The sequence below is a fragment of the Burkholderia sp. AcTa6-5 genome, from assembly GCF_017815075.1.
Lineage (GTDB): Bacteria > Pseudomonadota > Gammaproteobacteria > Burkholderiales > Burkholderiaceae > Burkholderia > Burkholderia sola.
The window spans coordinates 1-25,004 of record NZ_JAGIQE010000002.1; the positions used below are offsets into that span (position 1 = coordinate 1).

The 25,004-nt window shown below is 65.3% G+C and carries 15 protein-coding genes; 12 read left to right on the forward strand and 3 right to left on the reverse strand.

The window, feature by feature from the left end:
- The 12 genes from J8I33_RS02910 to J8I33_RS02965 all read left to right on the forward strand — a co-directional run.
- On the forward strand, positions 1 to 972 hold a 972-nt coding region (locus J8I33_RS02910; RefSeq protein ID WP_209932958.1), incomplete at its 5' end, for a hypothetical protein.
- Between the two features lie 397 nt (positions 973 to 1,369).
- On the forward strand, positions 1,370 to 4,453 hold the full coding sequence (locus tag J8I33_RS02915) for an ATP-binding protein (RefSeq protein ID WP_209932963.1): 3,084 nt from the start codon (positions 1,370 to 1,372) through the stop codon (positions 4,451 to 4,453).
- Positions 4,454 to 4,572: 119 nt separating this feature from the next.
- Positions 4,573 to 4,761 (forward strand): hypothetical protein, encoded by a 189-nt coding sequence (locus tag J8I33_RS02920; RefSeq protein ID WP_205781944.1) that lies wholly within the window; start codon positions 4,573 to 4,575, stop codon positions 4,759 to 4,761.
- A 368-nt stretch (positions 4,762 to 5,129) separates the two neighbouring features.
- Positions 5,130 to 5,804, forward strand: a complete 675-nt coding sequence (locus J8I33_RS02925) for a response regulator (protein ID WP_050018240.1) — start codon at positions 5,130 to 5,132, stop codon at positions 5,802 to 5,804.
- A 79-nt stretch (positions 5,805 to 5,883) separates the two neighbouring features.
- Entirely contained in the window at positions 5,884 to 8,928 is a 3,045-nt protein-coding gene (locus tag J8I33_RS02930; protein ID WP_209932964.1) for a hybrid sensor histidine kinase/response regulator, read from the forward strand.
- 567 nt (positions 8,929 to 9,495) lie between these two features.
- Positions 9,496 to 10,044 (forward strand): fimbrial assembly protein, encoded by a 549-nt coding sequence (locus J8I33_RS02935; RefSeq protein WP_209924509.1) that lies wholly within the window; start codon positions 9,496 to 9,498, stop codon positions 10,042 to 10,044.
- 249 nt (positions 10,045 to 10,293) lie between these two features.
- A complete protein-coding gene (locus tag J8I33_RS02940) occupies positions 10,294 to 12,453 on the forward strand; it encodes a TcfC E-set like domain-containing protein (RefSeq protein ID WP_209933693.1) in 2,160 nt (719 codons plus the stop codon).
- Between the two features lie 49 nt (positions 12,454 to 12,502).
- The gene (locus J8I33_RS02945) at positions 12,503 to 13,144 is read left to right on the forward strand and encodes a pilus assembly protein (protein WP_245171465.1); all 642 of its coding nucleotides are present in this window, start codon (positions 12,503 to 12,505) and stop codon (positions 13,142 to 13,144) included.
- The gene (locus J8I33_RS02950) at positions 13,135 to 13,617 is read left to right on the forward strand and encodes a hypothetical protein (RefSeq protein WP_245171377.1); all 483 of its coding nucleotides are present in this window, start codon (positions 13,135 to 13,137) and stop codon (positions 13,615 to 13,617) included. Before J8I33_RS02945 ends, J8I33_RS02950 begins: the two co-directional genes overlap by 10 nt.
- Before the next feature lie 148 nt (positions 13,618 to 13,765).
- Positions 13,766 to 14,782: a hypothetical protein gene (locus tag J8I33_RS02955; RefSeq protein WP_209924511.1), complete on the forward strand. Its 1,017-nt coding sequence runs from the start codon at positions 13,766 to 13,768 to the stop codon at positions 14,780 to 14,782.
- Positions 14,783 to 14,790: 8 nt separating this feature from the next.
- Positions 14,791 to 15,339 carry a hypothetical protein gene (locus tag J8I33_RS02960; protein ID WP_209924512.1) on the forward strand — a complete coding sequence of 183 codons (549 nt, stop codon included), beginning with the start codon at positions 14,791 to 14,793 and terminating at the stop codon, positions 15,337 to 15,339.
- An 87-nt stretch (positions 15,340 to 15,426) separates the two neighbouring features.
- A complete protein-coding gene (locus J8I33_RS02965; protein WP_209932971.1) occupies positions 15,427 to 16,110 on the forward strand; it encodes a hypothetical protein in 684 nt (227 codons plus the stop codon).
- 338 nt (positions 16,111 to 16,448) lie between these two features.
- On the opposite strand, the gene J8I33_RS02970 is transcribed toward J8I33_RS02965, so the two are convergent.
- The 3 genes from J8I33_RS02970 to J8I33_RS02980 form a co-directional block, all read right to left on the reverse strand.
- Positions 16,449 to 19,490, reverse strand: coding sequence for a GLUG motif-containing protein (locus J8I33_RS02970; protein WP_209932977.1), 3,042 nt, complete (start codon positions 19,488 to 19,490; stop codon positions 16,449 to 16,451).
- A 178-nt stretch (positions 19,491 to 19,668) separates the two neighbouring features.
- Complete coding sequence (locus J8I33_RS02975; RefSeq protein ID WP_209932985.1) at positions 19,669 to 23,115, reverse strand: GLUG motif-containing protein; 3,447 nt, start codon at positions 23,113 to 23,115, stop codon at positions 19,669 to 19,671.
- Between the two features lie 175 nt (positions 23,116 to 23,290).
- Positions 23,291 to 24,793, reverse strand: coding sequence for a ShlB/FhaC/HecB family hemolysin secretion/activation protein (locus J8I33_RS02980; protein WP_245171380.1), 1,503 nt, complete (start codon positions 24,791 to 24,793; stop codon positions 23,291 to 23,293).
- Positions 24,794 to 25,004 lie beyond the last annotated feature (211 nt).

Below are 25,004 nucleotides of genomic sequence, written 5' to 3' on the forward strand. Positions count from 1 at the left end.
TGCGGTGGCGACGACAATTCCTCGCCGGCTTCGTCAGGCGGATCGGGCACGAGCAACAACGGCGGCAGCGGCGGGACAGGCGGCACGGGTTCGGGCGGAACGGGTTCCGGCGGCAGCGGCGGTTCGGGTGGTTCCGGCGGCAGCACACTGACGTGGCGCTACGAGGCGCAGCCTGTTGCGGCCGACCAGGCGAGCTTCCTGACGCTGGTCAACAGCGAAGGCGCGAAGGGCTACCGCTATCTGGGCGACTACTTCTACAGCGCGGTCAACGGTGGCACGCAGTCGATCTTCGTGAACGACGGCACCGCTCAGACGTATACGTACCAGTTGCAAACGGCGTCGTCCGACATGACGTCCTTCGTCAACGCGGCAAACGCGCAAGGGGCGAGCGGCTACCGGTACGAAGGACCGCTCACGTACGGCGATCTCTATCGCAAGGACGGCGGCTCGTCGGCCACGTACACGTACACGACGACCGGCCTGCCGGCCGATGCGAACGCGTTCCTCACGCAGGCGAACGGCCAGGGCCAGTCGGGCTACTGGTTCGTCGGCCCGCTGATGGTCGGGGCCGCGCAGGCGAACGTATACATGAAGAACAACGCGTCGAACGCGACCTATACGTACGACGCGCTGGCGCCGACGTCGACCGTGAACGACTTCATCGCGCAGGCCAACAGCGAAGGCGCGAAGGGTTATCGTGCGAAGGGCGCGATGGCGTTCGGCACGGCGATCTCGTGGATCTACGTGAAGGACCAGACGCAATCGCCGACCTTCACGTACCAGTCGGCCGCGATCCAGTCGACCGGCGCGAGCTTCGTCCAGCAGTCGAACACGTTCGGTGCGCAGGGCTCGGCCTACCTGAGCGACCTCGCGCTCGGTTCGCCCGTGCCGGCGATGGCGTCGTTCTATTTCACGCCGAAGAACTGCACGGGCTTCCTGTGCACGACGCTGAATCCGCTCACGCAGAACTGAGCGGAAACGTCCGGCGCAGCAGCGTCGCGCGGGGCAGTCATTCGCGAATGACCTGCACGCGTCCCATCGAGTGCCTCAGGTGCGACCCGCGATGCGTGTCCGCATCTTTTGCCGCCGGCTTGCCGGCGGCATTTCGTTTACGCGTACACCGCGCGTTGCCGTTCCCCTGCGTGACGCAGCGGCCCGGATCACACGAAATGTCGCATCAAAGACTCGGTCAAGTTCAAAACAATTATTCAAATTATTCAGACGAGTACTAAAACGGCCTGCATCGACTGATTTCCCCCGAGTCGTTTGGCATGATCGGGACAATTCCATCCCTTTCATTCCATCGTGACGTCCGTTCGGGCCGAGCATCCGCTCGACCGCGGAACCCGACGCGTCGTCGCGCCAGGCCATGCCGTACAGCACGCTTCAGTCCATTCGCCGCTATCAGAGCATTTCGATGTTCGGCGGCGCCATTGTCGTGACGATCCTGATCCTCGTCGCCTGCGGGCTCGGGATCGTTTCGATCGTCTACGGCTACCTGGACGGCGAGCGGCGCAATTTCCTGAACGGCGTCGAGGAAACCGTCGACGAGATTCAGGTGAGCGAGACGTCGTTCCGCAACGGCGTCGCGAATACGCAGCTGATATGGCGCGAGCTGGACCCCGCACCGGCCGACGTCGTGGACGGATTCTTCGCCAACGGCGAGCAGCTCGCGATCAAGCCGTATCCGTCGCTGGTGGTCGGTGTACCGGGCCAGACGGCGCAGCGCGACGAGGTGGCGCGCTATCTCGCGCTGTCGTTCATGCTGTCGCGCATCTGCGCGGCGAGTTCGCTCAATCGCGGGCGCACGTTGGAGGGGTACCACTACAGCACCCGCACGGGACTGTTCGGTCTCGTGCCGCATCTGTCGCGCGACAATCCGGCGCTGGCTACCGCCGATGCGCGCACGCACGTGCTCGACGCATTGCGCATCGACTTCACACACACGCCCGAACTCGGTGCGGACGGTCGGCCGCACGTGCACTGGCTGCCGCCGTACGTCAACCCGGTGACTGGGCAGGCCCGCATCCGGATCGCCGCGGAGGCGCGTGCCGACGGCCGGCCGTTCGCGGTGCTCGTGACCGAGTATGCGCCCGAGTATCTGCTGTCGTGGCTGCAGGATCGTCATGCGACCGGCGTGTTCTTCATCACGGCCGCCGACAACCGGCTCATCACGGTCGATCCCGCCGTCGAGCGCACGCAGGCGCTCGATGCGCGTCTGCTCGAGCTGGACGTCGCGCACGGGCTCGCGGCGCCCGCCGAGGCGATGTTCCGCGACGGCACGATCGTGTTCCGCGGTCCGCTCGGCGCGACCGGCTGGACAATTGCCTATGCGTTGTCGTGGGCCGATGTCGCGGCCGCGATCGGCGTGCAGGCCGGTGCGCTCGTCGCGACGTCGCTGCTTGCGATCGCGGTGATGTGGCTGCTGTTGATGCGTTTCTACCGGCGCGTGCTCGTGCCCGTCTACGCGCGCTCGGCCCGCGTGTTCGACAGCGAGGATCTGTGCCGCAGCGTGATCGGGATGGCGCCGGTCGGCATCGGGCTCGTGTCGCTGGCCGATCGCCGCGTGATTCTGGCGAGCGACGTGCTGACGCAGATGCTCGTACCGTATGGCGGCGATCCGCAGGCGCTGACCGCGCAGGTCCTCGCGCAATACGAGGTGTTCATCGCTGACGGCGGGGCCGGGCGGACGATGATGACCGAACTCGTGCTCGACGCATTCGGCGCCGCGTCGCTGCATCTTGAGGTTATCGCGCACGGCGCCCGTTACCAGGGCGAGGACGTGATGATCGCGGCCTTCGCCGATACGTCCGCCCAGCGCCGGCTCGTGCATCAGCTCGAGGAAGCCGTGCGCGCGGCCGATTCGGCGAATGCAGCCAAGTCGTCGTTTCTCGCCGCGACGAGCCATGAAATCCGCACGCCGCTGAATGTGATCCTCGGCAACCTCGAGCTGCTCGAGCGCACGGCGCTCGATGCCTCGCAGCAGAGTCGCGTACAGACGCTGCGCGCATCGGCCGAGGGCCTGCTCGCGATCGTCAGCGATATCCTCGATTTCTCGAAGATCGAGGCCGGTGCGATGTCGGTTGAGTCGATCGAGTTCGACGTGATCGCCGTGATGGAGCGCCAACTGACCGCGTTCGCGTCCGTGGCGAAGGCGAAAGGGTTACCGCTGTTTGCCGATATCGATGCGAGCGACGCGCAGCGCATGCGCGGCGATCCGACGCGGCTCGCGCAGGTGGTCGGCAACCTGTTGAGCAACGCGATCAAGTTCACGAGCGAAGGGCGCGTCGTCGCGCGCGTGGCGGTGGGACGCAACGCGCGCGGCGCGCCTGAGCTCGCGATCGGCATCGAGGATACGGGCATCGGGATCGATCCCGCGCAGCAGGCGAGGCTGTTCAAGCCGTTTTCGCAGGTCGACGCGTCGATCACGCGGCGCTACGGCGGCACGGGGCTCGGGCTCGCGCTGTGCGATCGGCTGGTCGCGGCGATGGGCGGGACGATTTCGGTCGACAGCGCACCGCGCGTCGGCAGCCTGTTTACCGTTCGCCTGCCGTTGCGCATGGCCATTGCGCCGAAATGTCCGGTCGGCGCGGGCGCCGGGCAGACGCTGATCGTCGTGTCGCCGGAGGATGCGTGGCGCACGTTCGCGTTTCCCCATCTGCGCGCATGGGGTTTCGATGTCGCGATGCATCCGAGTCCGATCGGAATGGCCGCCGGGTGCCTCGCGCGTGCTCACGCGATCGTGCTCTTCGGCGATTCCGATCGATGGCGGCGCGACGAGCTCGACAGCCTCGGAGGGGGTACGCCGATCGTGCTGGCCACCCCGGACGGCCCGCTGCAGCCGGACGTTGCGGGCCGCACGATTCGCGTGTCGAGCTATTCGCTGAGCGGGCTGCGCACGGCGATCGGGCAGGCGCGGGTCGCGACGGCGGAATCGCGGCGCGGGACGCGTGGCGCTGCGGATGCCGGCCGGCGGGCGGTGCCGGCGGTGCCGGCATCCGATACGCGCGGGCTGAGGGTGCTGGTTGCCGACGATACGTCGGTCAACGGCTCGATCTTCCGCGAACAGCTCGACGTGCTTGGCTATACGGTCCGCTGCGTGTCGTCCGGCGCGGCGGCGCTCGATACGCTGGCGAACGGTGCATGGGAGGTGCTGCTGCTCGGCGCCGACCTGCCCGATATGCCGGCCCGTGAACTGGCGGAGGTCGTCCATGCGCGCGCGCTGCCGTGCGACATGATCGCCGTGGTATCGCACCTGGGGCCGGACGACGCAAGGCGTTATGCGGTATCGAACGTCGAATGCGTGTTGACCAAGCCCGTGACGCTGGCGGACCTGCGCCGCAGTCTGGCGCGCATCGCGCGGCGGCGCGGGACGGGCGCGCCCGCCGAAGCGGCAGACAGGCGACGGGCATCGGATGCGATGGCCGCAACGGTGGATTGGCCGGGACGATAAGAAAACGACACGCGAAGGCAGCGCAGACCGCCGGCGTCAAACAGGGAAGGCAGACACGCGGCATCGTGCCGGTGCCGCGTGATTTCGACTGAAGAAGGAAGGGTAAGGCCGTGCGCTATATAGGAAAGGTGTTCGGGCTGCTGCTTGGATTCGCGACGTTGCCGGAGAAATCCAGACGGGATTTCCTCACGAAGCTGAACGAATTCATGATGATGTCGCCGTCGCAGAAGCGGCGGGCCATCACCGAGTGGCAGCACGCCGCGGGCGATGGAGCGGATGAACCGGGCAAGTCAGTGGACAAACGATAGACAGGCTGCGGCTCGGGCCACCCCGCAGGGCAGAACGGATCGACGGCGTTGGGGCGCCGTCGATTGGGCGTGCATGGGCGGCGGATCGCCGAAAGGGTCTGCCGCGGCAAGGCCGTGCCCGGTCACGGCGGATGGCGAGGCGACTATTGCGTCGAGCCCCGGCCGCTGTGCGTGGCCGCACGCCGGTGCTCCCGGTCGCACTCCGTCGCATTAAGGCAACGCAGAACCCGCCTATTATCTTAAAATTACGCTGCGCACCGCCCGGTTCGCTGAACACCGCAACGCGATCGTGTTGCGAGATCGATTCGAATCCTGGCGCGTCGCACAACATGGCACGTCGGGCCGCGTGTATCGGGAGAAGAATAGAGATGGATGAATTTTTTGTGCGAGTGATGGTGGCAGACGATCATCCATCGTCCGCACTCGGGATGTCGCAGGCACTCGCGGGCAGCAGCACGATCAGGCTGCTCGGTACTGTCTCGAATTCGACCGACCTGGTGGCGATGCTCGACGAGCAGCAGAGCGACGTGCTCGTCGTCGACTACGTGATGCCCGGCGGCAAGTATGGCGACGGTCTCGCGTTGCTGTCGTTTTTGCAGCGCCGCTATCCCGCGCTTCATCTCGTGACGATCACGATGATCGACAACCCGAGCGTGCTGCATGCGATTCAGCGGCAGGGTGTCGGATGCATCCTCAGCAAATCCGACGCGATTTCGCATCTGGTCGGCGCGGTACACGCCGCTTACGTCGGCGCGAATTATCTGTCTCCGTTCGTCAAGCAATTGCTGGAGGGCACCGAGTCGTCGTCGGGCACACGGGTGCTGACGGCCCGCGAGATCGAAGTCGTGCGACTTTACGGGGCCGGCCTGACGGTGGGTGAGATCGCCGTTCAGCTTCACCGCAGCAAGCAGACGATCAGTTCGCAGAAGTCGAGCGCGATGAAGAAGCTCGGCATCGTGCGCGATGCCGACCTGATCCGCTACGCCAGTGAAGGCAAGCTCCCGGACATGCCCGGTGCCGACGCGCCGGCGCACGGCGAATAGCGGCATGCGATGCGCGATCCGGTGCCGGTTCCGGCGGCGAGCAACGGCTGCCGGCACACGTTTCGGCACGCGATAGTCGATGCCCGCCAAACTGAAGCGATTCGCCAGCCAGGTCGCCAATGCCGGCCGCAAGCCGTTTGATCCCGGCCGGGTGCGCCGTCAGCAGCAATTTCTGCTGTACGGCGGCGGGATCGCGGTCACGCTGTTCATTCTGATTTGCGCCGCGCTCGTCGTGCGGCTCGACGTGCAGGAGCATCGCGCGCAGGTGCGCTCGACGTTCCTGTTCCGGGAAGCGCAGTTCTTCGGGAGCATACAGGCGGCCGACATGGTGCTGGCGACCGTCGGGAGCAGGATCGAGCAGCTCTGGAATCAGGGCGCGCGGCCGTCGCCCGACGCGCTGACGCAATTCTCGGTGGCGGGCGGCGTGCTGGGCGTGAGCGACGGCGCAGGTCGCGAGATGCTGCTTGCATTGGCGGACATCACGCCGGATCGCCCCGCCGCGTCGTATGCGGGCTATCTCGGTGCGTTGCTCGGCCTGGTTCGGAAGGACGACCGGTCGGGCCCGACGCCACCCGCGCAGCTTGCGCCCGGCGCCGAACCGTTCGGTGGCTACCTGATCGGGCTCGATGGCCGGTTTCTCGCCGTGGTGGGGCCGGGGCTCGTCGCACGCGCCCGCTCCCTCGAGCCGGGCACCGATCTGACGGCGCTGATTGCCCGGTTGATGCCGACCGGGGCCGCGAAGCAGAAGACGTTGATACAGAGCCGGCTGGTCATGCTTGATCGCCGTTTCGACTCGTTGTCAGGACGGGACGTCGTGCGGTTCGCGCGTCGGCTCGACGACGCGGCCGGGCGTCCGTTCGGATGGCTCGTCGTCAACGGGGCCTACCGGGTCGACGACGCGATGATGCCGCGTTCCGACGATGAGGACGTCGCGGTCGTCGATGCGCGCGGGAACATCGTCTTTGGGCGCGAGCGCGACCCGGCGATGATCGAGCGCGCGCTGGGCGACGCACGCGATTCGTTCGGCGAACACGTGGTCGTGCGGCGGGTTGGCGCGCGCTATGTCGTCTACGATCGCTTGCCCGGGTCCAGCCTCGTCGTGATGACGACTTTCTCGTGGCGCAGCGTATTGACGGCGACGTTCGTCCGCGTGAGCGTCACGCTCGGCGCCGCGCTGTTCGGCATCGTGCTGCTCTGGTCGACGATCGTGCTGTTCGATCGTCGTGCGCTGCGTCCGGCGAACCGGCGCGCGATCCGCCTGATCGAAAGCGAGGCATTCAACCGGACGCTGATCCGCCACGCGCCGGCCGGGCTGCTGCTGCTGTCGGTGGCGGACGGCGAGACGATGCTGCGCAACGATGCGGTGCTCGCATACGACCGCGGCGTGCCCGGGCCGTCGCTCGGCAAGCGCATCTGGCAGGCCTACCGCGAGCGCCACGCGGGCAGCAGCGCCCGGCGCGGCGTCATGCAGCACGAACTGGCGATCGAGCACCCGGATCACGACACGGTCTATCTGGCGGCACAGGTCGTGCGAACCCGGTTCCGTGGCGTCGATGTGTTGCTGTGCACCTTGACCGACGTCACCGCCCGCAAGCTGACGGAAGACAAACTGAAGGAAGCGCGCATGGCGGCGGATGATGCGAACAAGGCGAAATCGACGTTCCTCGCGACGATGAGCCACGAAATCCGCACGCCGCTGAACGCGATCGTCGGCAACCTCGAGCTGATGGCGCGCGCCACGCTGCCGTCGATGGAGCAGCGCCGGCTGCAGACGGTCATGTCGTCGTCGGATGCGTTGCTGCGCGTGATCAACGACGTGCTCGATCTGTCGAAGGTCGAATCCAACCAGATGGCGCTGGAAGCGGTTCCGTTCGATGTGCGTGCCGTTCTGCACGACGTCGCGGCGATCTTCCGCCCGCTCGCGGACGCGAAGCGTCTCGCGCTCGAATGCCGGATCGCGCCGGAACTGGCCGACGGTTACGTCGGCGACCCGAGCCGCCTGCGTCAGATCGTGTCAAATCTCGTCAGCAACGCGATCAAGTTTACCGAGCACGGCAGCGTGACGATCGATGCGCGCTTGGCCGGCGCATCGGGCGACCGGCGCGGCGTCGAGATCGCGGTGCGCGATACCGGGATCGGCATTCCTCCGGAAGGCCTGCCGACGTTGTTCGATGTGTACGTTCAGACCGATCCGTCGATCTACCGGCGCTTCGGCGGCACGGGGCTCGGGTTGCCGTTGTGCATGCGTCTCGCGCGGTTGATGGACGGCGAATTGAGCGTCGAGAGCCGACCGGGCGCGGGTGCGACGTTCACGGTGTCGCTGCCGCTGTCCGACGCGCCGCACGGATGGCGGGCCGCGTTCGACGAACCAGAACCCGAGGCGCCGGCGCTCCCGATCCATGCGGACGACGACACCCCGCTGCGCGTGCTCGTGGCGGAGGATCATCCTGCGAGTCGCGCGCTGCTGCGCGATCAGCTCGATGCGCTGCATTGCGACGCCACGCTCGTCGCGAATGGTGTCGAGGCGATGCGCGCGTACTTCCAGCAGCCGTTCGACGTGGTGCTGACCGATCTCGGCATGCCCGAACTCGATGGCTTCGCGCTCGCGAATTTCCTGCGCGAACAGGGCGCGACGGTGCCGGTGATCGCGATGACCGCGCACGCGACCGACGAGGACCGGCGCCGTTGCGCGCAGGTGGGGGTGGTGGAAGTCGTGCTCAAGCCGCTGTCGATCGATGCGCTCGAGGCGGTGTTGCGTCGGCACGGGGGGCAGGGTGCCGTTGCCGGATCGAATCCGTCCGATTCGGGCGATCTGTCGGCGCTGGCCATGACGAACGAGATGCGCGAGAAATTGCGGAGCTCGACGCTGCGCTCGCTCGCGACGATCGACGATGCGCTGCTGCGCGGCGATGTCGATCCCGTCAGGGTCGAATTGCATTCGATGCGCGGCGGTTTTGCGCTGGCGGGCGATACCGACGCGCGGGACGCATGCGCACAGGCTGAACGGACCTTGTCGCAAGGCGGGTTGGCCGCATTCGAGCCGGCGTGGCCGGCATGCCGGGCCGCGATCGAGGGCGCCCTCGGGCGGCTGCCCGGAGCCGGCACGTTGCGCGGGCAAGCCTGACCGGCCCGCAGAAACCGGGTAGCCGCCAAAACGGAACGGCCTGGTTCGCGCGGCGCCCTCCTGGCCACGAACGATGTGGTCGCTTCGACGGGCTGCCTCCCACTTGCCTTCAACTCATCCACCGCGCATCGCGCGCAGTACTGCGCCCGACGCCAACCCCGGCACTTCCTGCCAATGCGGCCGTACACGGCGCTCGCGCATGAACCGGCCGAATTTCCTTCGAACTCGAACGTAGCCGGGACGGCGGCACGAGCGTCACCTCGCCCCCGGTCCGCCGAATTCGACTTCAGCCGTTGGATATCTGCGCCCGGGGCGGCGTGTTGTGCGTTTCCGTCGAAATAATCGACAACTTTAGGATTGTTCCGGCAATAAAACACGTTGAATTTTGGGGATTTTTATATTCGTATTTGTACGAGCGATTTTGGAAGATTTTCTTGGTTCGTCCTATTTGAAGGTGAGTCAGGTTAAAAGAAACTTGCCTCGTGGAAACAAACACTATTCCACGAATCGAGTGCCGATTGGGATGCGGCATTTCATTTTAGAAACTCGCCTTATAGAGACCAACTGATGAAACTCAACAAACTCGTTCTGGCACTGGGCGTGACCACGGCGCTGTTCGGCATCGCTCACACGGCGCAGGCTGACACGGTATCGAAAAAGATCACGCTGACTGCGCAAATCAACGATGCCATCTACGTGTCGAAGCCGGATGGCTCGACGTGGTACGGCACGGAAGAACTGAGCGCGAACGACTACACGCAATCGAAGTTCTCGAAGACGCTGCCGGTTCGCGTATGGACGAAGAACCCCGATTTCAACATTTCGCTGTCGCAGCCGCTGAAGATGTCGAACGGTAACTATGAAATGAAGAACGCGAAGGTCACGTTCGGCAGCGCTGCGGGCGCCTCGGAAGTCAAGTTCGGCGCGCCCCAGAAGATCACGCAAGTGGTTTCCGGTAGCGGCGGCTTCGACGAAGTCCACAACCTGAACATCAACGTCGACGCACCGACCATGGTCGGTTCGAACAGCACCAACGGCAGCTACAGCGGTGATCTCGTGATGGTGTTCGAGCCGGTTGCGGCAGCCGGCGGTGGCGATACGCAGACCACGAAGTAACCCGGCCGTCGTCTCATCGCGAAGCCCCGCCCCCGGGGCTTCGCCCCCCGCGTTGTTCCCGTATCCAGACGGTGTCGCCGATCTGGAATCCGATTCCGCGCCTGTCCCAAAGAGAATAACGTGTTGACCTATCGAGCGCCGTTCCCGTTCAATAGGCTGTGGCTCGGTGTATTCATGTTCATCTCGTCACAGTCGTTCGCCCAAGTCAAGGTATCGTATGGCGTGCCTGAAGGCTTTAGTGCGGCCGAGATGGACGACACTGCAAATTACGTCGCGACGTTCAACGGCAAGACATTGCCGGGATTCGTGCGTTATTCGGCGACGGAAGCGGTACTCGATTTCGACGCGGAAAAATATGCGGCAAACGGCGTTTCGCCGAACGATGTCGACATTATCCGCAACGTCATTTCCAAGGTCGATTACAAGCGTTGCAGCAAAGGCTGCGATATCGAGGTCGACGGTTATTTCGTCTCGGTCGACAAGCTCCGGCGCTCGATATCCATTCGCGATTCGCGCGAGGATTACTTCGCGCCACAGACGAATTTCGGGCTGGTCAACAACCAGTCGATCGATTTCCGTGCGTCGTCGGGCGGCTATCGCGCCGCCAACCTGAATGGCGCGAGCTGGGTCGGCCTGCCGTCGCGCAGCTTCGGCTACGTGAGCTGGTACGCGAACCACACGCAAACGCGCGGGTCGAGCTACGGCTCGCAGGGCGTCTCATCGTATTACCTGCAGAAGAACTTCGCGCGAACCTACGTGCGGGCCGGTAAGCAGAACAGCATCGACTACGCGTCCGGTTCGGTCAGCACGCTGCTGTCGCCGAGTTTCGACCAGTTCGTGACGTTGGGCAGCCAGACCAACCTGCAGGTCGATCGCAGTGCGGGTTCGCTGGTGCTGTACGCGACGGCGGAAGGCAACTACGAGTTCTACCGCAACGGCCGCCTCGTCATGAAGCGCCCGGCCGTGCTCGGCCGCAACGAGATCAGCTTCGCGGATCTGCCGGGCGGCTATTACCCGGTGCAGGTACGCCTGGTCGACCGCAACGGCAACGTGATCACGCAGGAAATCCGCGAGATCAACAACGTCAACTTCGGCGCGGCCGGCAACAATGCGTGGCATTTCACGGTCGGCAAGGAGATGAGCGAGCGCGGCGGCTTCCTGATGGAAGCCGCGATGAGCCGGAACTTCCGCCAGTTCTACATGAATGCGTCGACGCTCGTCGGCCGCGGCGGCGACTGGGCGGCGGAAGTGAACGTCACGCGTCCGACGCGGATCGGCGACGTCGACCTCACGCCGACGCTCGGTGTGCTGGCGGGCGAACGCAAGGCAGGCGGGTATGTCAGCCTTGCCGCGTCGAGCGAACTGCTCGGCAGCTTTTCGGCGAGCCATTACCTGAACAATGACGTGTCGCGGTTCTATGCCGGCTCGTCCAGCACCAGCGTGTCGTACAGCCGCACCTTGCGCAAGGCGACGGTCGGTTACAACTACCAGAAATCGGGCTTCGGTGCGACGCACCAGGGGGAAGTGCGCTGGAACTATCGGCCGAACGGCTTGTGGGCAACCTTCGCGCTCGGTGTGCAGAAGGGCAGCTTCAGCCGGACGAGCGGCGGTTATGGCGTGTATTTCAACATGACGATGCAGCTCGACAAGGTCCAGGCGAGCTTCAGCGCGGCGCGCTCCGGTGGCCAGACGCAATTGAGCGGCGATTACCGGAAGGATTTCCAGGACGGCTTCGGCACGACGACGCTCGGGGTCACGGGCAACCGGATCAATTCCGACTACGGCATCAACGTGTATGGCACGCGCTCGGGCACGCGCGGCGATGCGTCGTTGAACCTCGGCTACACCGCCGATACCGCCAACGTCGATTTCAACTACCGCGGCATGGTCGCGGCCAGCAAGGACGGCGTCGCATTCGGCCGCTACAGCAATGGCGGCAGCGCGATGTTGCTGCGCACGCCGAAGCTTGACGGGATGAAGTACGGCTTCAACGTGGAAGGCAGCCCGGTGGGCGGTGGCAGCACCTATGCGGTGCCGCTGAATACGTATTCCGACCTCGCATTCGCGCGCGTGTACAGCAATAACGACAAGCTCGACATGAATATCGAGGTGCCGGCCAACATCGTCCGGGCGCATCCGGGGCAGGTGTACTCGGCCGACGCGAAGGTCGACATCAACATGATCTACAGCGGCTTCCTGAAGGATGCCGATGGCAAGCCGGTGAGCGGCAGGATCGTCGAGACCGGCGACGTCGCGCATCGCAACGGCCTGTTCTCGATCGTCAGCAAGACGCTGCTGTCGCGAATCACGGTCGATCGGGACGGGCATCGGTACACCTGCAGCCTGACGGATACGAGCGGCAACGATTTCCGCTGCGCGCTGCCCGGTCTCAACGAATCAACGGAGTAAGCGCATGAATGTCAAATCAAAGTATCGGGTGCTCGCGTTGCTCGCGCTGATGTGCGCGGCGGTCCGGCCGGCATTGGCCGAAGGCGAACTGATGGTGATGCCGGCCGCCACGCGTGTCTACAGCACGCACGACCAGAAGGTGACCGTGCGGAACATGGGCGATGCGCCGCTCTACCTGTCGATCACGCTGCAGAAGGTCATGAATCCGGGCGTGACGCCCGAGCAGAAGGTCGACCTCGGGCAGCTGGACAATCCGGGCATGCTCGCGAGCCCGGACAAGCTCACGCTCGGCCCGGGCCAGAGCCGGCAGATCGAGCTGAAATCGTTGATGGAGCCCGCGCAGGAAGAAGTCTACCGGCTGTACGTGGTGCCGATCCGGTCGCTGAAGGTGGAAGAGGCGCCGAAAGACAAGATCACCGCACCGATGTCGGTGGCCATCGGCTACGGCGTGCTCGTCCGCCATTTGCCGCCGCCGGGCAAGCTGAAGGTGGCCTGGACACATCGTTGCGAGGATGGGGGCGTCACGCTGGAGAGCACCGGCACCGTACGCACGTTGTTCTCGAACGTGTCGTATGACGGGGTGAAGCAGCCGCAGACCATCGCAGTATTTCCCGGCACGCCGCAGCATTTCGCCACCAAGCGCATGACACTCAGTGTCGACGATGCGCCCAGGACACTGCAATGCCCCTGATGCAACGCGTGCCGCGCTGGGTGCCGGGTGCGTTGGCCCTGCTCTGCTGCGGCAGCAGTCTGGCGGCGGGCGTCCTGAAGTTGTCCCGTACGGAACTGACGTTGTCGCAGGACAAACCCGCGAGCGAACTGTGGGCGGAAAACGTTGGCGATACACCGTTGTATCTGGACATCACGCAGCAAAGGGTCTCGAATCCGGGGGAATGGCCGGAGCGTCTCGTGCCGGTCGAGGATGTACCCAGGCCGACGTTGCTGGTCCTCCCCGATCGACTGGTGCTGTCGCCAGGGCAGAAATACCGGATGGCGCTGAAAGAACTCGTCACGCCGGATCAACCTCAAGTGTGGCGGGTGACATTCCGGCCACGGGAGCACGTTGTCGTCGACGTCGATCAAGACGGCGGCACGACGGCGCCGCTGTTCGTCAGTATCGGCTATGGCGTGGTGATTTATCAGTTGCCCGATGCGAAAAGGTAACGACGCAAGCGTCGCAATCGACGGCGGATCGCTGGATGCTGGATGCAGCGATCGGAGAGGTGGGCGCGGGTTGTGAATCCAAGGTGACGTGCGATTCGGGCTCAAATGGCATATCGCGAGTCGGTGGAATTTTCTCGGAGTATTTGAAATGAGTGGAATCGGCTTTGATAGAGGCTTGTGCAGAAAATGGTTGAAATTCGCACTGATTTCACTGTTTGCGATATTCGCCGGGAAGGCTCATGCTTACGTTTTGATTCTCGACAATTTGAGCAATGGATACAGTGCGTGTTCATGGCGGGATAATGGAGACGGAACCAGTACCGTCGACCTGTCAATTGCATATAAGGAGCAGCAAGGACACACGGGTGACAGGGGTTTCTACTCGAGAGGGTTGCTTGTCTATACTTATGATCGGAATGGAAGGCTGAGCGAAAGCGCTGCGGTTGCAACCGACGTCTATATGGGCGATGTCAAACATCAGGCATTTTATACCGGGATCGGATATGTCATGTATCACGGTGCCGGGTATGGGTCTCCCTATATTAGCCCGTGGAAAACGCGAGATCCGTTTGTTGCGAGTGTCAGGCTCACGATATCGAATCAGGCAGTTTCTTCCTGGCCGGCTATTGGCGTTCGCGCCGGGAATTATACAACTGGTGACGACGTGGGTGAAATATCCGGGGTCGCCTATATTCGCAGAGGGGAGAATACCGGTAACTGCAAGATCGTGGTGGACCCTTCGGTGCCGCCGCCGCTGGACATTGCAATCAACATGACCGCTCCCGACTGGAACCTGGGCGATTTGCCGCGAGGAGATTCGCAGAAGACGTTATCCGATATGACGAATCAGCTTTGCTTCACCTATTCCGGCAAAGACGTCAGCGGAAAGCGCTTCATCATCAACGCACGCAATGCCAACGGTGTGGCCGCGAACCGTTACAGGCTCAAGCATGTCGACGACGCGTCGCAACTCATTCCTTACGACATCACGTTGAACAGCGGCGCATCAACGCTAACGTTGCCGAACGCGTCGAATGCGACGTTGCCGCTCGGCAGTTCGGGCAAGACGTGTTTCGTGCCGACGTTCAAGACGACAGTCGACGCCAATGCGAAGGATGGCGACTACAGCGATGTGCTCACGTTTACGGTCGTTACCCCATCGTAGGAGGTCGCGTGAAAAAACACGTTCTGGAAAAATGTCTGATTGCGGCGCTGCTGCTGCCGGCTGTTTCGCTCGCGGACACGGTGAAACTGACCGGCAAGACGACGAGCCGGGTGACTGCTCACGTCTCACGGCCGAACAACCTGTTCGTGACGGACGATAAGGGCGGCTGGTTCGATCAGGGGCTGGAAATGCGGCAACTCGGCGCGTGGGATACGCCGTTCGAGGTGCACGCACGATTGAAGGTCGTGTCGACCAGCGGGACATTCCAGGTCCGCCTGGATTCGCCGCCGGCCATCACGCACCAGTCGAATCCCGCGCTGGCGTTCCGAACCCCGACCGTCAAGCTCGGCCTCGAAGGCGGTGCATCGAAACCGCTGGTCGTCGGCCGGGGGACGGAATTCCAGAATCCGGCCGCGCCGGGAGCGGGCGACGATTCGGTGGGCTACTACGATCTCGGCATCGCCGCCCTTCCTCCTGCCGGCGATTTCAAGCGCACCACCGGTACCTACAAAGGGATATTGTCGATGACGTTCGAACCCGTGATCAAGGCGCCTTGATCGTCGAGATTGGACTAAGCGTTCATCGAGCGGCATCGTCGCCGGCCGCACAGGAAGCAGGGCGAATCGGTTGAGGGCTATTTCCGCATGAAGCGAATTTCGCGCGCGTTGTGGCGTGCCGCCTGCGCGGCCACGCTGGCTGTTCCGGTATCGGCGGTCGCAGCGATCGACATGATTCCGAAGGAGGTCAGCCTGGAGGGCAAGGCCACGTCGGTTCAGGTGACCAACGACGGAGATCGTACCGAGTACGTCAGCGTGTCGTTGTCGCACCTGCTGAATCCCGGCGTGTCGCTGGAAAACGAACGTCTCGAACCGGTTGGCGATGTCGTCCAACCGTCCCTGTATGCATATCCGTTCCGAATGAGCCTGGCGCCCGGGCAGACGAAGACCATCACGCTCAAGGCATTGCGTTCGGTCGAGACGGAGACGGTTTACCGGCTGGACGTGAAACCGGTCACCAAGGTGCTCGGCGCCGGCCGTGCAAACCCGTCCGCCAGGGTTGTCGTCAATCTCGCATTCAGCGGGATCGTGCGTCAGTTGCCGGCCACGAGCCGGAATGGTCTCGCTGTCGCATGCGAAGCGTCGGGCGCACGGCTGACGGCGACCGGAACGGTCCACGAGCGCGTGGAGGGCGCCAGAGCGGATGCTCGAATCCTCGACGCCTTCAACGTCTATCCCGGCGTGCCGCTCCCCGTGCCCGGGCGCGTCGTCGAAATTCCGGGGCATTCCGTCTGTGACGGGGACGCCGCGGTGCAGGCGCGTCCCGATTGAACGCGCATCGACGGCATTCAAGCAATACGCCGTCGCGTACGGGAACATTCCACCCGACATACATGCGATGCCTTGTACGGCGAATACATCGGTATTTTCGAGCGTCGGTCTGATAGATCCGTTCGGATCGTTCAAGAGAGGATTCGCGCGACGCAAGTCGCTTCGGTCATGATGTGCGCGGCATCGATCGCCCGTGTCGGGTCGCCATATCGGGTCGCAATCCGTCGCCACTCACCCGGCGTTCCCGTAATGGCCGGCTGCATCGATGAAGCCGCCGGCCAGCGGTTTTCCGGCACCCGCTCATGAAACGAGCGGGTGCCGCCATGCTCAAAGCACCATCACCAACTGACGGGACCGTAGCGCCACTGCCCGTCGATCTTGCCGAAACTCATGCCGACCGTGGAATAGGGCTGGTCAGAACCACTGACCGAGCTGGTTTCGATGGTGCCGCTGTTCTCATTCAGCCCGACCAGGCTACCCCAGAAAAACCAGCCGTAGTCCGGCGACACGAGGTTCAGACGGCTGCTCGACGTCGAGGCCCGGATCGTGCCGGCATTTTCACCGACCAGGCCGCCCAGGTGCGAACGGTTGCCCGCAATCGTGCCAGTGGACGATGCATCCTCGATGAGGGCGCCCTTGTCGTTCAGACCCACCAGACCGCCGACACTGGAACCGTCTGCCGCCGCACTGCCCGATGCGGACGCATGGCGCACGATCGCGCTGTTGCCGCGGTTCGCGCCGACCAGCCCGCCGACACGGCTGCCGTTGCCGGCCGTCACGTTGACGGCGGCATGCACGGTGTCCAGCACCCCGGTGTTCAGGCCAACGAGTCCACCGACATCGCTCCCATCGCCTGCACTGACTCTGCCATTGGCGCTTGCGTTCGACACGGTTCCGTCGTTCGTGCCGACGAGACCGCCCGCGTGGCTGTTGCGGCCCGCCGTTACTGTGCTCCTGGCCTGCGCGTTGCGAATCGTGCCGCCGTTCCTGCCTGCCAGACCGCCGACATGACCGCTGGCAAGATCCGTGACGTCGCCGTCCGATTGCACGCCGTCCAGCGTGCCGTTTGCGTTTTCGCCGATGAAGCCGCCGATCGCGATCGCACCGTCGGCCCAGACTCGGCCGGAAGCGGACGCGCTTGCGATCATGCCTCCGTCGCGGTTTTTGCCGGCAAAGCCGCCGACATAACTGCCTTTGCCTGCCGTGACCGTGGCGTTGGCCGACGCATCGCGAATCGTGCCGGTGTTGACCCCGACAAAGCCGCCGGTGCTCGTATCGGCGCGACCGGACACGCGCCCGCCGCTCGTCGCACGGATGATGCGGCCGCTGTTCAGTCCAACGAGCCCGCCCGCGCTCTGCATCTCACGGCTGATCGGCGGGGTGCGGCCGCCGGACAGCGTGACGTCGGCGAAGGCTTCGCTGTCGGCGATCGAGCCGGCGTTTGAGCCGACCAGCCCGCCCACGATAAACGCGCTGTTGCTGCCGGACACGCGTCCGGAGAAGCTTGCGCGGTCGATCGTGCCGAGGTTGCGGCCGACGAGGCCGCCCATCTGGACCAGGCTGTTGCCGTGGTACGAGACGCTCATGTTTTTCGCGGTGACGTTGGTGATACGTCCGCCCAGGTTGTCGCCGACGAGGCCGCCGACGAACGCGGCGCGAGCGGCCGAGGTGCCGTCGACGACGAGTGAATCGAGCGTCAGGTTCGCAAGCGTGCCGCTGCTTTGCCCGAACAGGCCGATGTTCGGCCCGGTGCCGGTGATCGCCAGCCGGCTGATCGTGTTGCCGAGGCCGTCGAACACGCCGTGGAACGTGCGATCACCGCCGATGCTGCGGAAGCTCGCGTTCGCGCCGTCGATCGTGTTGCCGATCACGTAGCGGCCGCCGAGATCCGCATCGATGTTGCGCAGGTCGGCAACGGTATGCAGCACCTTGTAGTCCTCGCCATTCGCGCGGAACGACGCGTTGTCGCCGGACAGCGTGACGACGGCCTTGCCGTTCAGCATATGGCCGTTCTTCGCGTTGAGCTCGAGGTGCGCGTGGCGGCCGGTCAGCTTGACCGCGTCGTTGATGCGGATCTTGTCGGCCGCGTTGACGTTCAGGCTGGCGTTGGCGCCGGTGGCGGACAGCGTCTGCTGCAGATCGACGTTGCCCTTTTGCGACGTGAGCGTAAGCGCGCGATCGCTGTTCCATGCGACGGGGCCGCCGACCGTCAGGTCGCCCTGCGTGTTGGTCAGCGCGACGTTGGTGGTGCCGAGGTTGTTCGACAGCGTGTCGCCATCGATCGATGCGCCGGCCGGATAGAGGCTGTCGGCGTTGTTGTTCGCGACACCGGCGTTGGCTGCTTCGATCGTCCAGGTGCCTGCCGTGTTGCCGGCACGCGTGTCGACCGTGGTGCCGCGTGCGACGCGGACCTGCTCGCCGCGCGTGACGATCGAACCGGCCGGCGCGCCAGCTTCGGCCGCGCTCGCGTCGAGCTTGCCGGCCACCTTGACGGTGCCGCCGTCCAGCGTGATCTTGCCGGCATGGCTGGCAAGGCCCTTCGCTTCGATCGTACCGGTGTTGTTGACCACGGCGTTCAGCAGGTTGCCGGCCGCGCGCGCGGTCATCAGCACTTCGCCGCCGTCTGCCTTGAGCAGGCCGCCGTTGGTGGCCTGCGCATCGACTGCGGCGCCCTCGACCTGCAGGCTGAGCAGGTCGTTGCCGTCGAAGTTGACCTTGAACGTGTCGCCGGCGCCGAGCGCGATGCGGCCCATCTTCGCCTGGATCACGCCGTTGTTGGACACGCGTGCACCGAGCAGCGCGACGCTGCCGCCGTCGGCGGCGGTGATGTGGCCGTCGTTGACGATGGACGCGGTGGAGTTGCCCGAGAAGCGGTAGTTGCCGGCGAGGAAGTCGGCGTCGGCGATGTTCTGGGTGGACGCGACGAGGCCGCCGACGTTGATCTTCGCGCCGGAGCCGAACAGCACGCCGTTGGGGTTGACGAGGAAGACCTTGCCGTTGGCGTCGAGCTGGCCGTGAATCTGGCTGCCGTTGTTGCCGACCACGCGGTTCAGCGCGATCGACGTCTTGCCGGGTTGATGGAACGACACACGCTCGTTGCCGGCGATGCTGAAGTCGTTCCAGTTGGTGATGAGCTTGTCGGTATGTTGATTGATCGACATCGACTTGCCGTCGGCGTCGCGCAGGATGTCGGCCTTGCCGGCGGTGATGTTCTCGCCGGTGGGGAGTGCGAAGGCGGGCAGGGCGGTGAAGCCGAGCAGGGAGAGGGCGGCGGCGGCGCGTTTGGCGCTGCCGGGCTTGGCGCGCCGGCGCGCGGTTTCCCCGACCGCGCTCCAGCATCCCTGGGTCTGGTTCCAGACCAGTGCATAGGTTCTATTCATCGTTTGGTCTTCCTGGTTGCTTTTTAGGAAAATCCGGCCGACCTCGAAGGCTGATCGGCCGGAGGGGGCAACCGGCGGCCTTGTGGCCGCCGGCCGCGAGCGGACGGGCCGCTCGTATCACCCGACGGAATCCGGCATGCCGTTCAGGTGGCGTGACCGGAAACCGTCCGTGCCCGTTTTACGGCGTCACGCGGCCATAGTTCACGCCGACCAGTGCGCCGTAGGACTGGTCGTAGCCAGCCTTCACGTCGACGCGGCTGGTGCTCGACGAGCCGTAGACGAAGCCGAAATTGCCGCCGACGAGCCCGCCCAGTCGCGCGTACCGGCCGCCGGAAACCGTGCCGCTCGACGACGACGCGGTGATGACGCCGGCATTGCTGCCGACCAGGCCGCCGACGTAGCTGGCGTCGCCGCCCTTGACGGAACCCGTCGCGCGCGACTGGTCGACCGACCCGAGCAGGCTGCCGACGAGACCGCCGACCTGGCTCTGCCGGCCGGCTTCGACGTCGCCCGACGCCGTCGATCGCGCGATGTTGCCGCTTTCGTTTGCGCCGACGAGGCCGCCGGCCGACGAGAAGTCGCCCGCCTTGACCGTGCCGGTAGCGCGGGAATCGGCGATCGTCCCGAGGTTGCGGCCTGCGAGGCCGCCGGCCTTGCTCGATTGCCCGGCCAATACCTTGCCGTTGGCGCTCGACGTGCGGACGATGCCCTGGTTGAGCCCCACGAGGCCGCCTGCCGTGCCGGCGTTCAGAACGGTGACGCGGCCCGATGCGTTGGAGGAATCCAGCGTACCGGTGTTGATCCCGGCAAAGCCGCCCGCGGTGCTGTCGTCCCCCCCAGCCACGTCGCCGGATGCGTCGGACGCCTCGATGGTGCCGGCATTCGTGCCGACAAAGCCGCCGACGGTGCTGCCGTGATCGCCGGCCACGTTGCCGCTGGCCAGCGACGTTTCGATGAAGCCGTCGTTCGCGCCCGCGAAGCCGCCGAGCGTCGACTTGCCCGTGGCACGGACATGGCCTTGCGCGACGGAGGCATGGATGCGGCCCGCGGTGCCGTTGCGCCCGACGAAGCCGCCTGCGAGGCTGTCGGCGCCTGCGACGACGTTGCCCGTCGCGGTCGATTCGTCGATGTCGCCGTCGTTGTAGCCGGCGAAGCCGCCTGCGGCCACCGCCTTGTCGCCCGCCGTCACGTTCCCGTTGGCTTGCGACTTGCGGATCCGGCCGCTGTTCGTGCCGACGAGGCCGCCGACCGTGCTGGAGGCGGCCGCGAACACGTCGCCGTCGGCCGTGGACGCGTCGATGTCACCCAGGTTCACGCCCGCGAGGCCGCCCGCGACGCTGCGCTCGCCGACGCTCACCTTGCCGCTGGCGCGCGATTCCGCGATGGTGGCCATGTTGATGCCGACGAGGCCGCCCGCCACCGCGTTGTTGCGCGCGGTCACGCTAGCCGATGACGACGACTGCTTGACGATGCCCTTGCCGTCGTTGATGCCGACGAGGCCGCCGACCTGCGTGCTCGCGCCCGTCGCGTTGATGCTGCCGGCGCTCGACGAGCGCTCGATCATGCCGGTGTTGTACCCGACCAGGCCGCCCGAGGCGCCGTCGTGCGCGGCGTTGATGCGTACCTCGGCGTGGCTGTCGCGGATCAGCGCCGAGACCGGTGGCTGGTTCAGCAGCGTCAGGTTCTCGCCCACGAGGCCGCCGACCGCACTCGCGTAGCGATCGGTGTCGATGCGGCCGGACAGGTTGGCGTGCTCGATCGTGCCGCCATAGTTCGAGCCGACGAGGCCGCCGACGTATGCGCGCCCCGTCGTCGACACCGCGACGTTTTCGGCCGTCACGTTCGAGATCGTGCCCGAGTTGCTGCCGGCGAGCGTGCCGACCGAAATCGGCGAGCCGTACGGCAGACCCGATGCGACCGTCACGATGTCGCGCAGGCCGAGGTTGGCGATGCGGCCGGCGTTGTGCGAGAACAGGCCGACGGAGTTTTGGCCCGGATTGGAAATCCGCAGGCGCGAGACGGTATTGCCGAGGCCGTCGAACACGCCATAGAACGCGCCGTTGGCCGCGATGCTGCGGAAGCTCGCGTTCGCGCCGTCGATCGTGTTGCCGATCACGTAGCGGCCGCCCGGGTTCGCGTCGACGTTGCGCAGGTCGGCAACGGTATGCAGCACCTTGTAGTCCTCGCCGTTCGCGCGGAACGATGCGTTGTCGCCGGACAGCGTCACGACGGCCTTGTTGTTCAGCGTATGGCCGTTCTTCGCGTTGAACTCGAGGTGCGCGTTGCGGCCGGTGAGCTTGACCGAGTTGTCAATGCGGATCTTGTCGGCGGCGTTGACGTTCAGGCTGGCGTTCGCGCCGGTGGCCGACAACGTTTGCTTCAGATCGACGTTGCCGTTTTGCGAGGTCAGCGTGAGCGCGCGATCGCTGTTCCACGCGACGGGGCCGGCTACGGAGAGGTCGCCGCGGGTGTTGGTGAGCGCGACGTTGGTGGTGCCGAGGTTGCCCGACAGCGTATCGGCGTCGATCGACGCGTCGTTCGGATAGACGCTGTCGGCCTGATTGCGTGCGACACCGGCGTTGGCGGCCTCGATGGTCCAGGTGCCGGCGGTGTCGCCGGCACGCGTGTCGACTGTGGTGCCGCGTGCGACGCGGACCTGCTCGCCGCGCGTGACGATCGAACCGGCCGGCGCGCCAGCTTCGGCCGCGCTCGCGTCGAGCTTGCCGGCCACCTTGACGGTGCCGCCGTCCAGCGTGATCTTGCCGGCATGGCTGGCAAGGCCCTTCGCTTCGATCGTACCGGTGTTGTTGACCACGGCGTTCAGCAGGTTGCCGGCCGCGCGCGCGGTCATCAGCACTTCGCCGCCGTCTGCCTTGAGCAGGCCGCCGTTGGTGGCCTGCGCATCGACTGCGGCGCCCTCGACCTGCAGGCTGAGCAGGTCGTTGCCGTCGAAGTTGACCTTGAACGTGTCGCCGGCGCCGAGCGCGATGCGGCCCATCTTCGCCTGGATCACGCCGTTGTTGGACACGCGCGCGCCGAGCAGCGCGACGCTGCCGCCGTCGGCGGCGGTGATATGGCCGTCGTTGACGATCGACGCGGTGGAGTTGCCCGAGAAGCGATAGTTGCCAGCGAGGAAATCGGCGTCGGCGATGTTCCGGGTGGACGCGACGAGGCCGCCGACGTTGATCTGCGCGCCGGAGCCGAACAGCACGCCGTTGGGGTTGACGAGGAAGACCTTGCCGTTGGCGTCGAGCTGGCCATGAATCTGGCTGCCGTTGTTGCCGACCACGCGGTTCAGCGCGATCGACTGCTTGCCGGGTTGATGGAACGCGACGCGCTCGTTGCCCGCGATGCTGAAGTCGTTCCAGTTGGTGATGAGCTTGTCGGTGTGCTGGTTGATGGACATCGACTTGCCGTCGTTGTCGCGGATGATGTCGGCCTTGCCGGCGGTGATGTTCTCGCCGGTGGGCAGCGCGAAGGCGGGCAGCGCGGTGAAGCCGAGCAGCGAGATCGCGGCGGCGGCGCGCTTGGCGCTGCCGGGCTTGGCGCGCCGACGCGCGGTTTCCCCGACTGCGCTCCAGCACCCCTGGGTCTGGTTCCAGACCAGTGCGTAGGTCTTGTTCATGAGATTGTTGTTCCTCGGAAAGTACAGGTTGATCGTTTCGTATCGATATGTATACCTAACGAAACGAGAAAAGCCGAAGGCATGCAGGACGCACGCTTTCGACGCTGCGCGCGGCGAGGCCGCCCGCGCTACTTGCGGCTCGCCCCTGCGTGGCGGGCCGCTCGTCGTGTACCGCTCAGAAATACTGGGCGGCTTGCAACCAGATACTCGGCGACCGCGTGGGCGATGCGACCGGATCGGCGTAACCGACTGGCAGCGCGGCGGTGAGATTGACTTGATGGCGCGCGCCGAACCAGCTCGCGCCGATGCCGAGCGACGACAGCTGCACGGTGTTGCGCTCGCGGGACCATCGCTGCTTGCTGAGCTGGATGCGGCCGGTGTCGGCGAACGCGCTCAGTTGCCAGCCGGGCGCGGCGAGATAGCGCAGTTCGGCCGTGGCCTGCCAGCCCTGGTCGCCGCTACCGGCGCCGAGCGCGAACGCACGCACGCCGTACGGGCCGCCGAGACTGAATTTTTCCGACGCGTCGAGATTGCGCGACGACAGTTGCGCGCTGAATTGGGTATAGAGCTGGATTCGCGCGCCGAGCGCTTGCAGCCGCAGCGCGCTGACATTCAGCTTCGCGAACTGGCCTTGGGTATGAACGTAGTAGTCCATGTCGAGCGGATCGTTGCCGCTCAGGTGGCCGATGCCGAGCGTGGCGGAGAAGCCGGTCCGGCCGCCGCCGCCCACGGTGTCCTGGTGGTTGCCGCTCACGCCGAACGACCACAGGTCGACGGTCTTGTCGTTGACCACGTCGAACGCGCCGTACACGTCGCGCAAATGCTTGTTTTCGTAGACGACCTGCGCATCGAGGTTCGTGCGCCGGCTGCGCAGCAGCGGCTGCGTGGCGAACGCGGAGCGAACGTCGGCGCCACCGTGGAAGCGAAGGTCCTTGAGGCTGCCGCCGATCCGGTAGTCCATGTCGGAATACGCGACGCCGACGCGCGTCGATGCGGGGCCGACGGGCAGTTGATAAGACGTGCGGTAATAGCGCTGATTCGTATTGCTCGTCAGTCCGCGCAGCGAGAAGCGATCTCCGATGCGCAGCGGCGCATTCACGTCGACACTGCCGGTCGCGCGGTAGCGGCCGGTCAGCGGATCGCCGAAGTTGTCGAGTTCGATCGAGCCGGTGGCGAAGCGACCGCGTTCGGCGTCGATCACGAGATCGGTCGTGCCGGGTTCGGCGCCGGGACGCAGCGTGCCCTTCGCATCGACGCCGGGCATCTCGTTCAGCAGCATGAGGCTGCGCTCGAGACGGTTGCCGTGCGCAATCTCGCCGGGCTGCAACGACGCAAGCGGTTGACGCAGCGCGCGATCGAGCACGCGCGTGCGGTTGTGCAACTCGATCTGTCCGTAGCGGCCTTCGACGACAGTGATGCGCACGACACCGTGTTCGATGTCCTGGCGGGGAAGATACGCGCGGGCGAGGACGTAGCCGTGTTCGCGGTAGTACGTCGTGATCCGGTTGGCGGCCTGCTGCAGATCCTCGAAGCTCAGGTCGCGGCCGACGAGATCGGCGAGCAACGGGTTGAGCCTTGCGGCGGGAATGGCCGCGTTGCCTTCGATGACGAATGCGCTGACTGGAATGCGCGGGCCGTCAGCCGTGGCAGGCGAGGGCTCCTCGGCTGGCACAGGCATCGCGAGTTCGGGCGCGGCGGAAGCGGGTAGTGCAGGACGGAGTGTCTCGACGTCGCGTAGCGACTGTCCCGCATTGGGGACCTGGACTTGTGCTTGCGCGAAACCGTGAAGCGACAGCGCGAGGCCGGTCAGGCACGCGATGCGGAACGGGCCGGCCAGCTTTCGGGCAAAGGATCCCGATTGGCGCAACGGCTGGGCGCAGTGCGGGGAT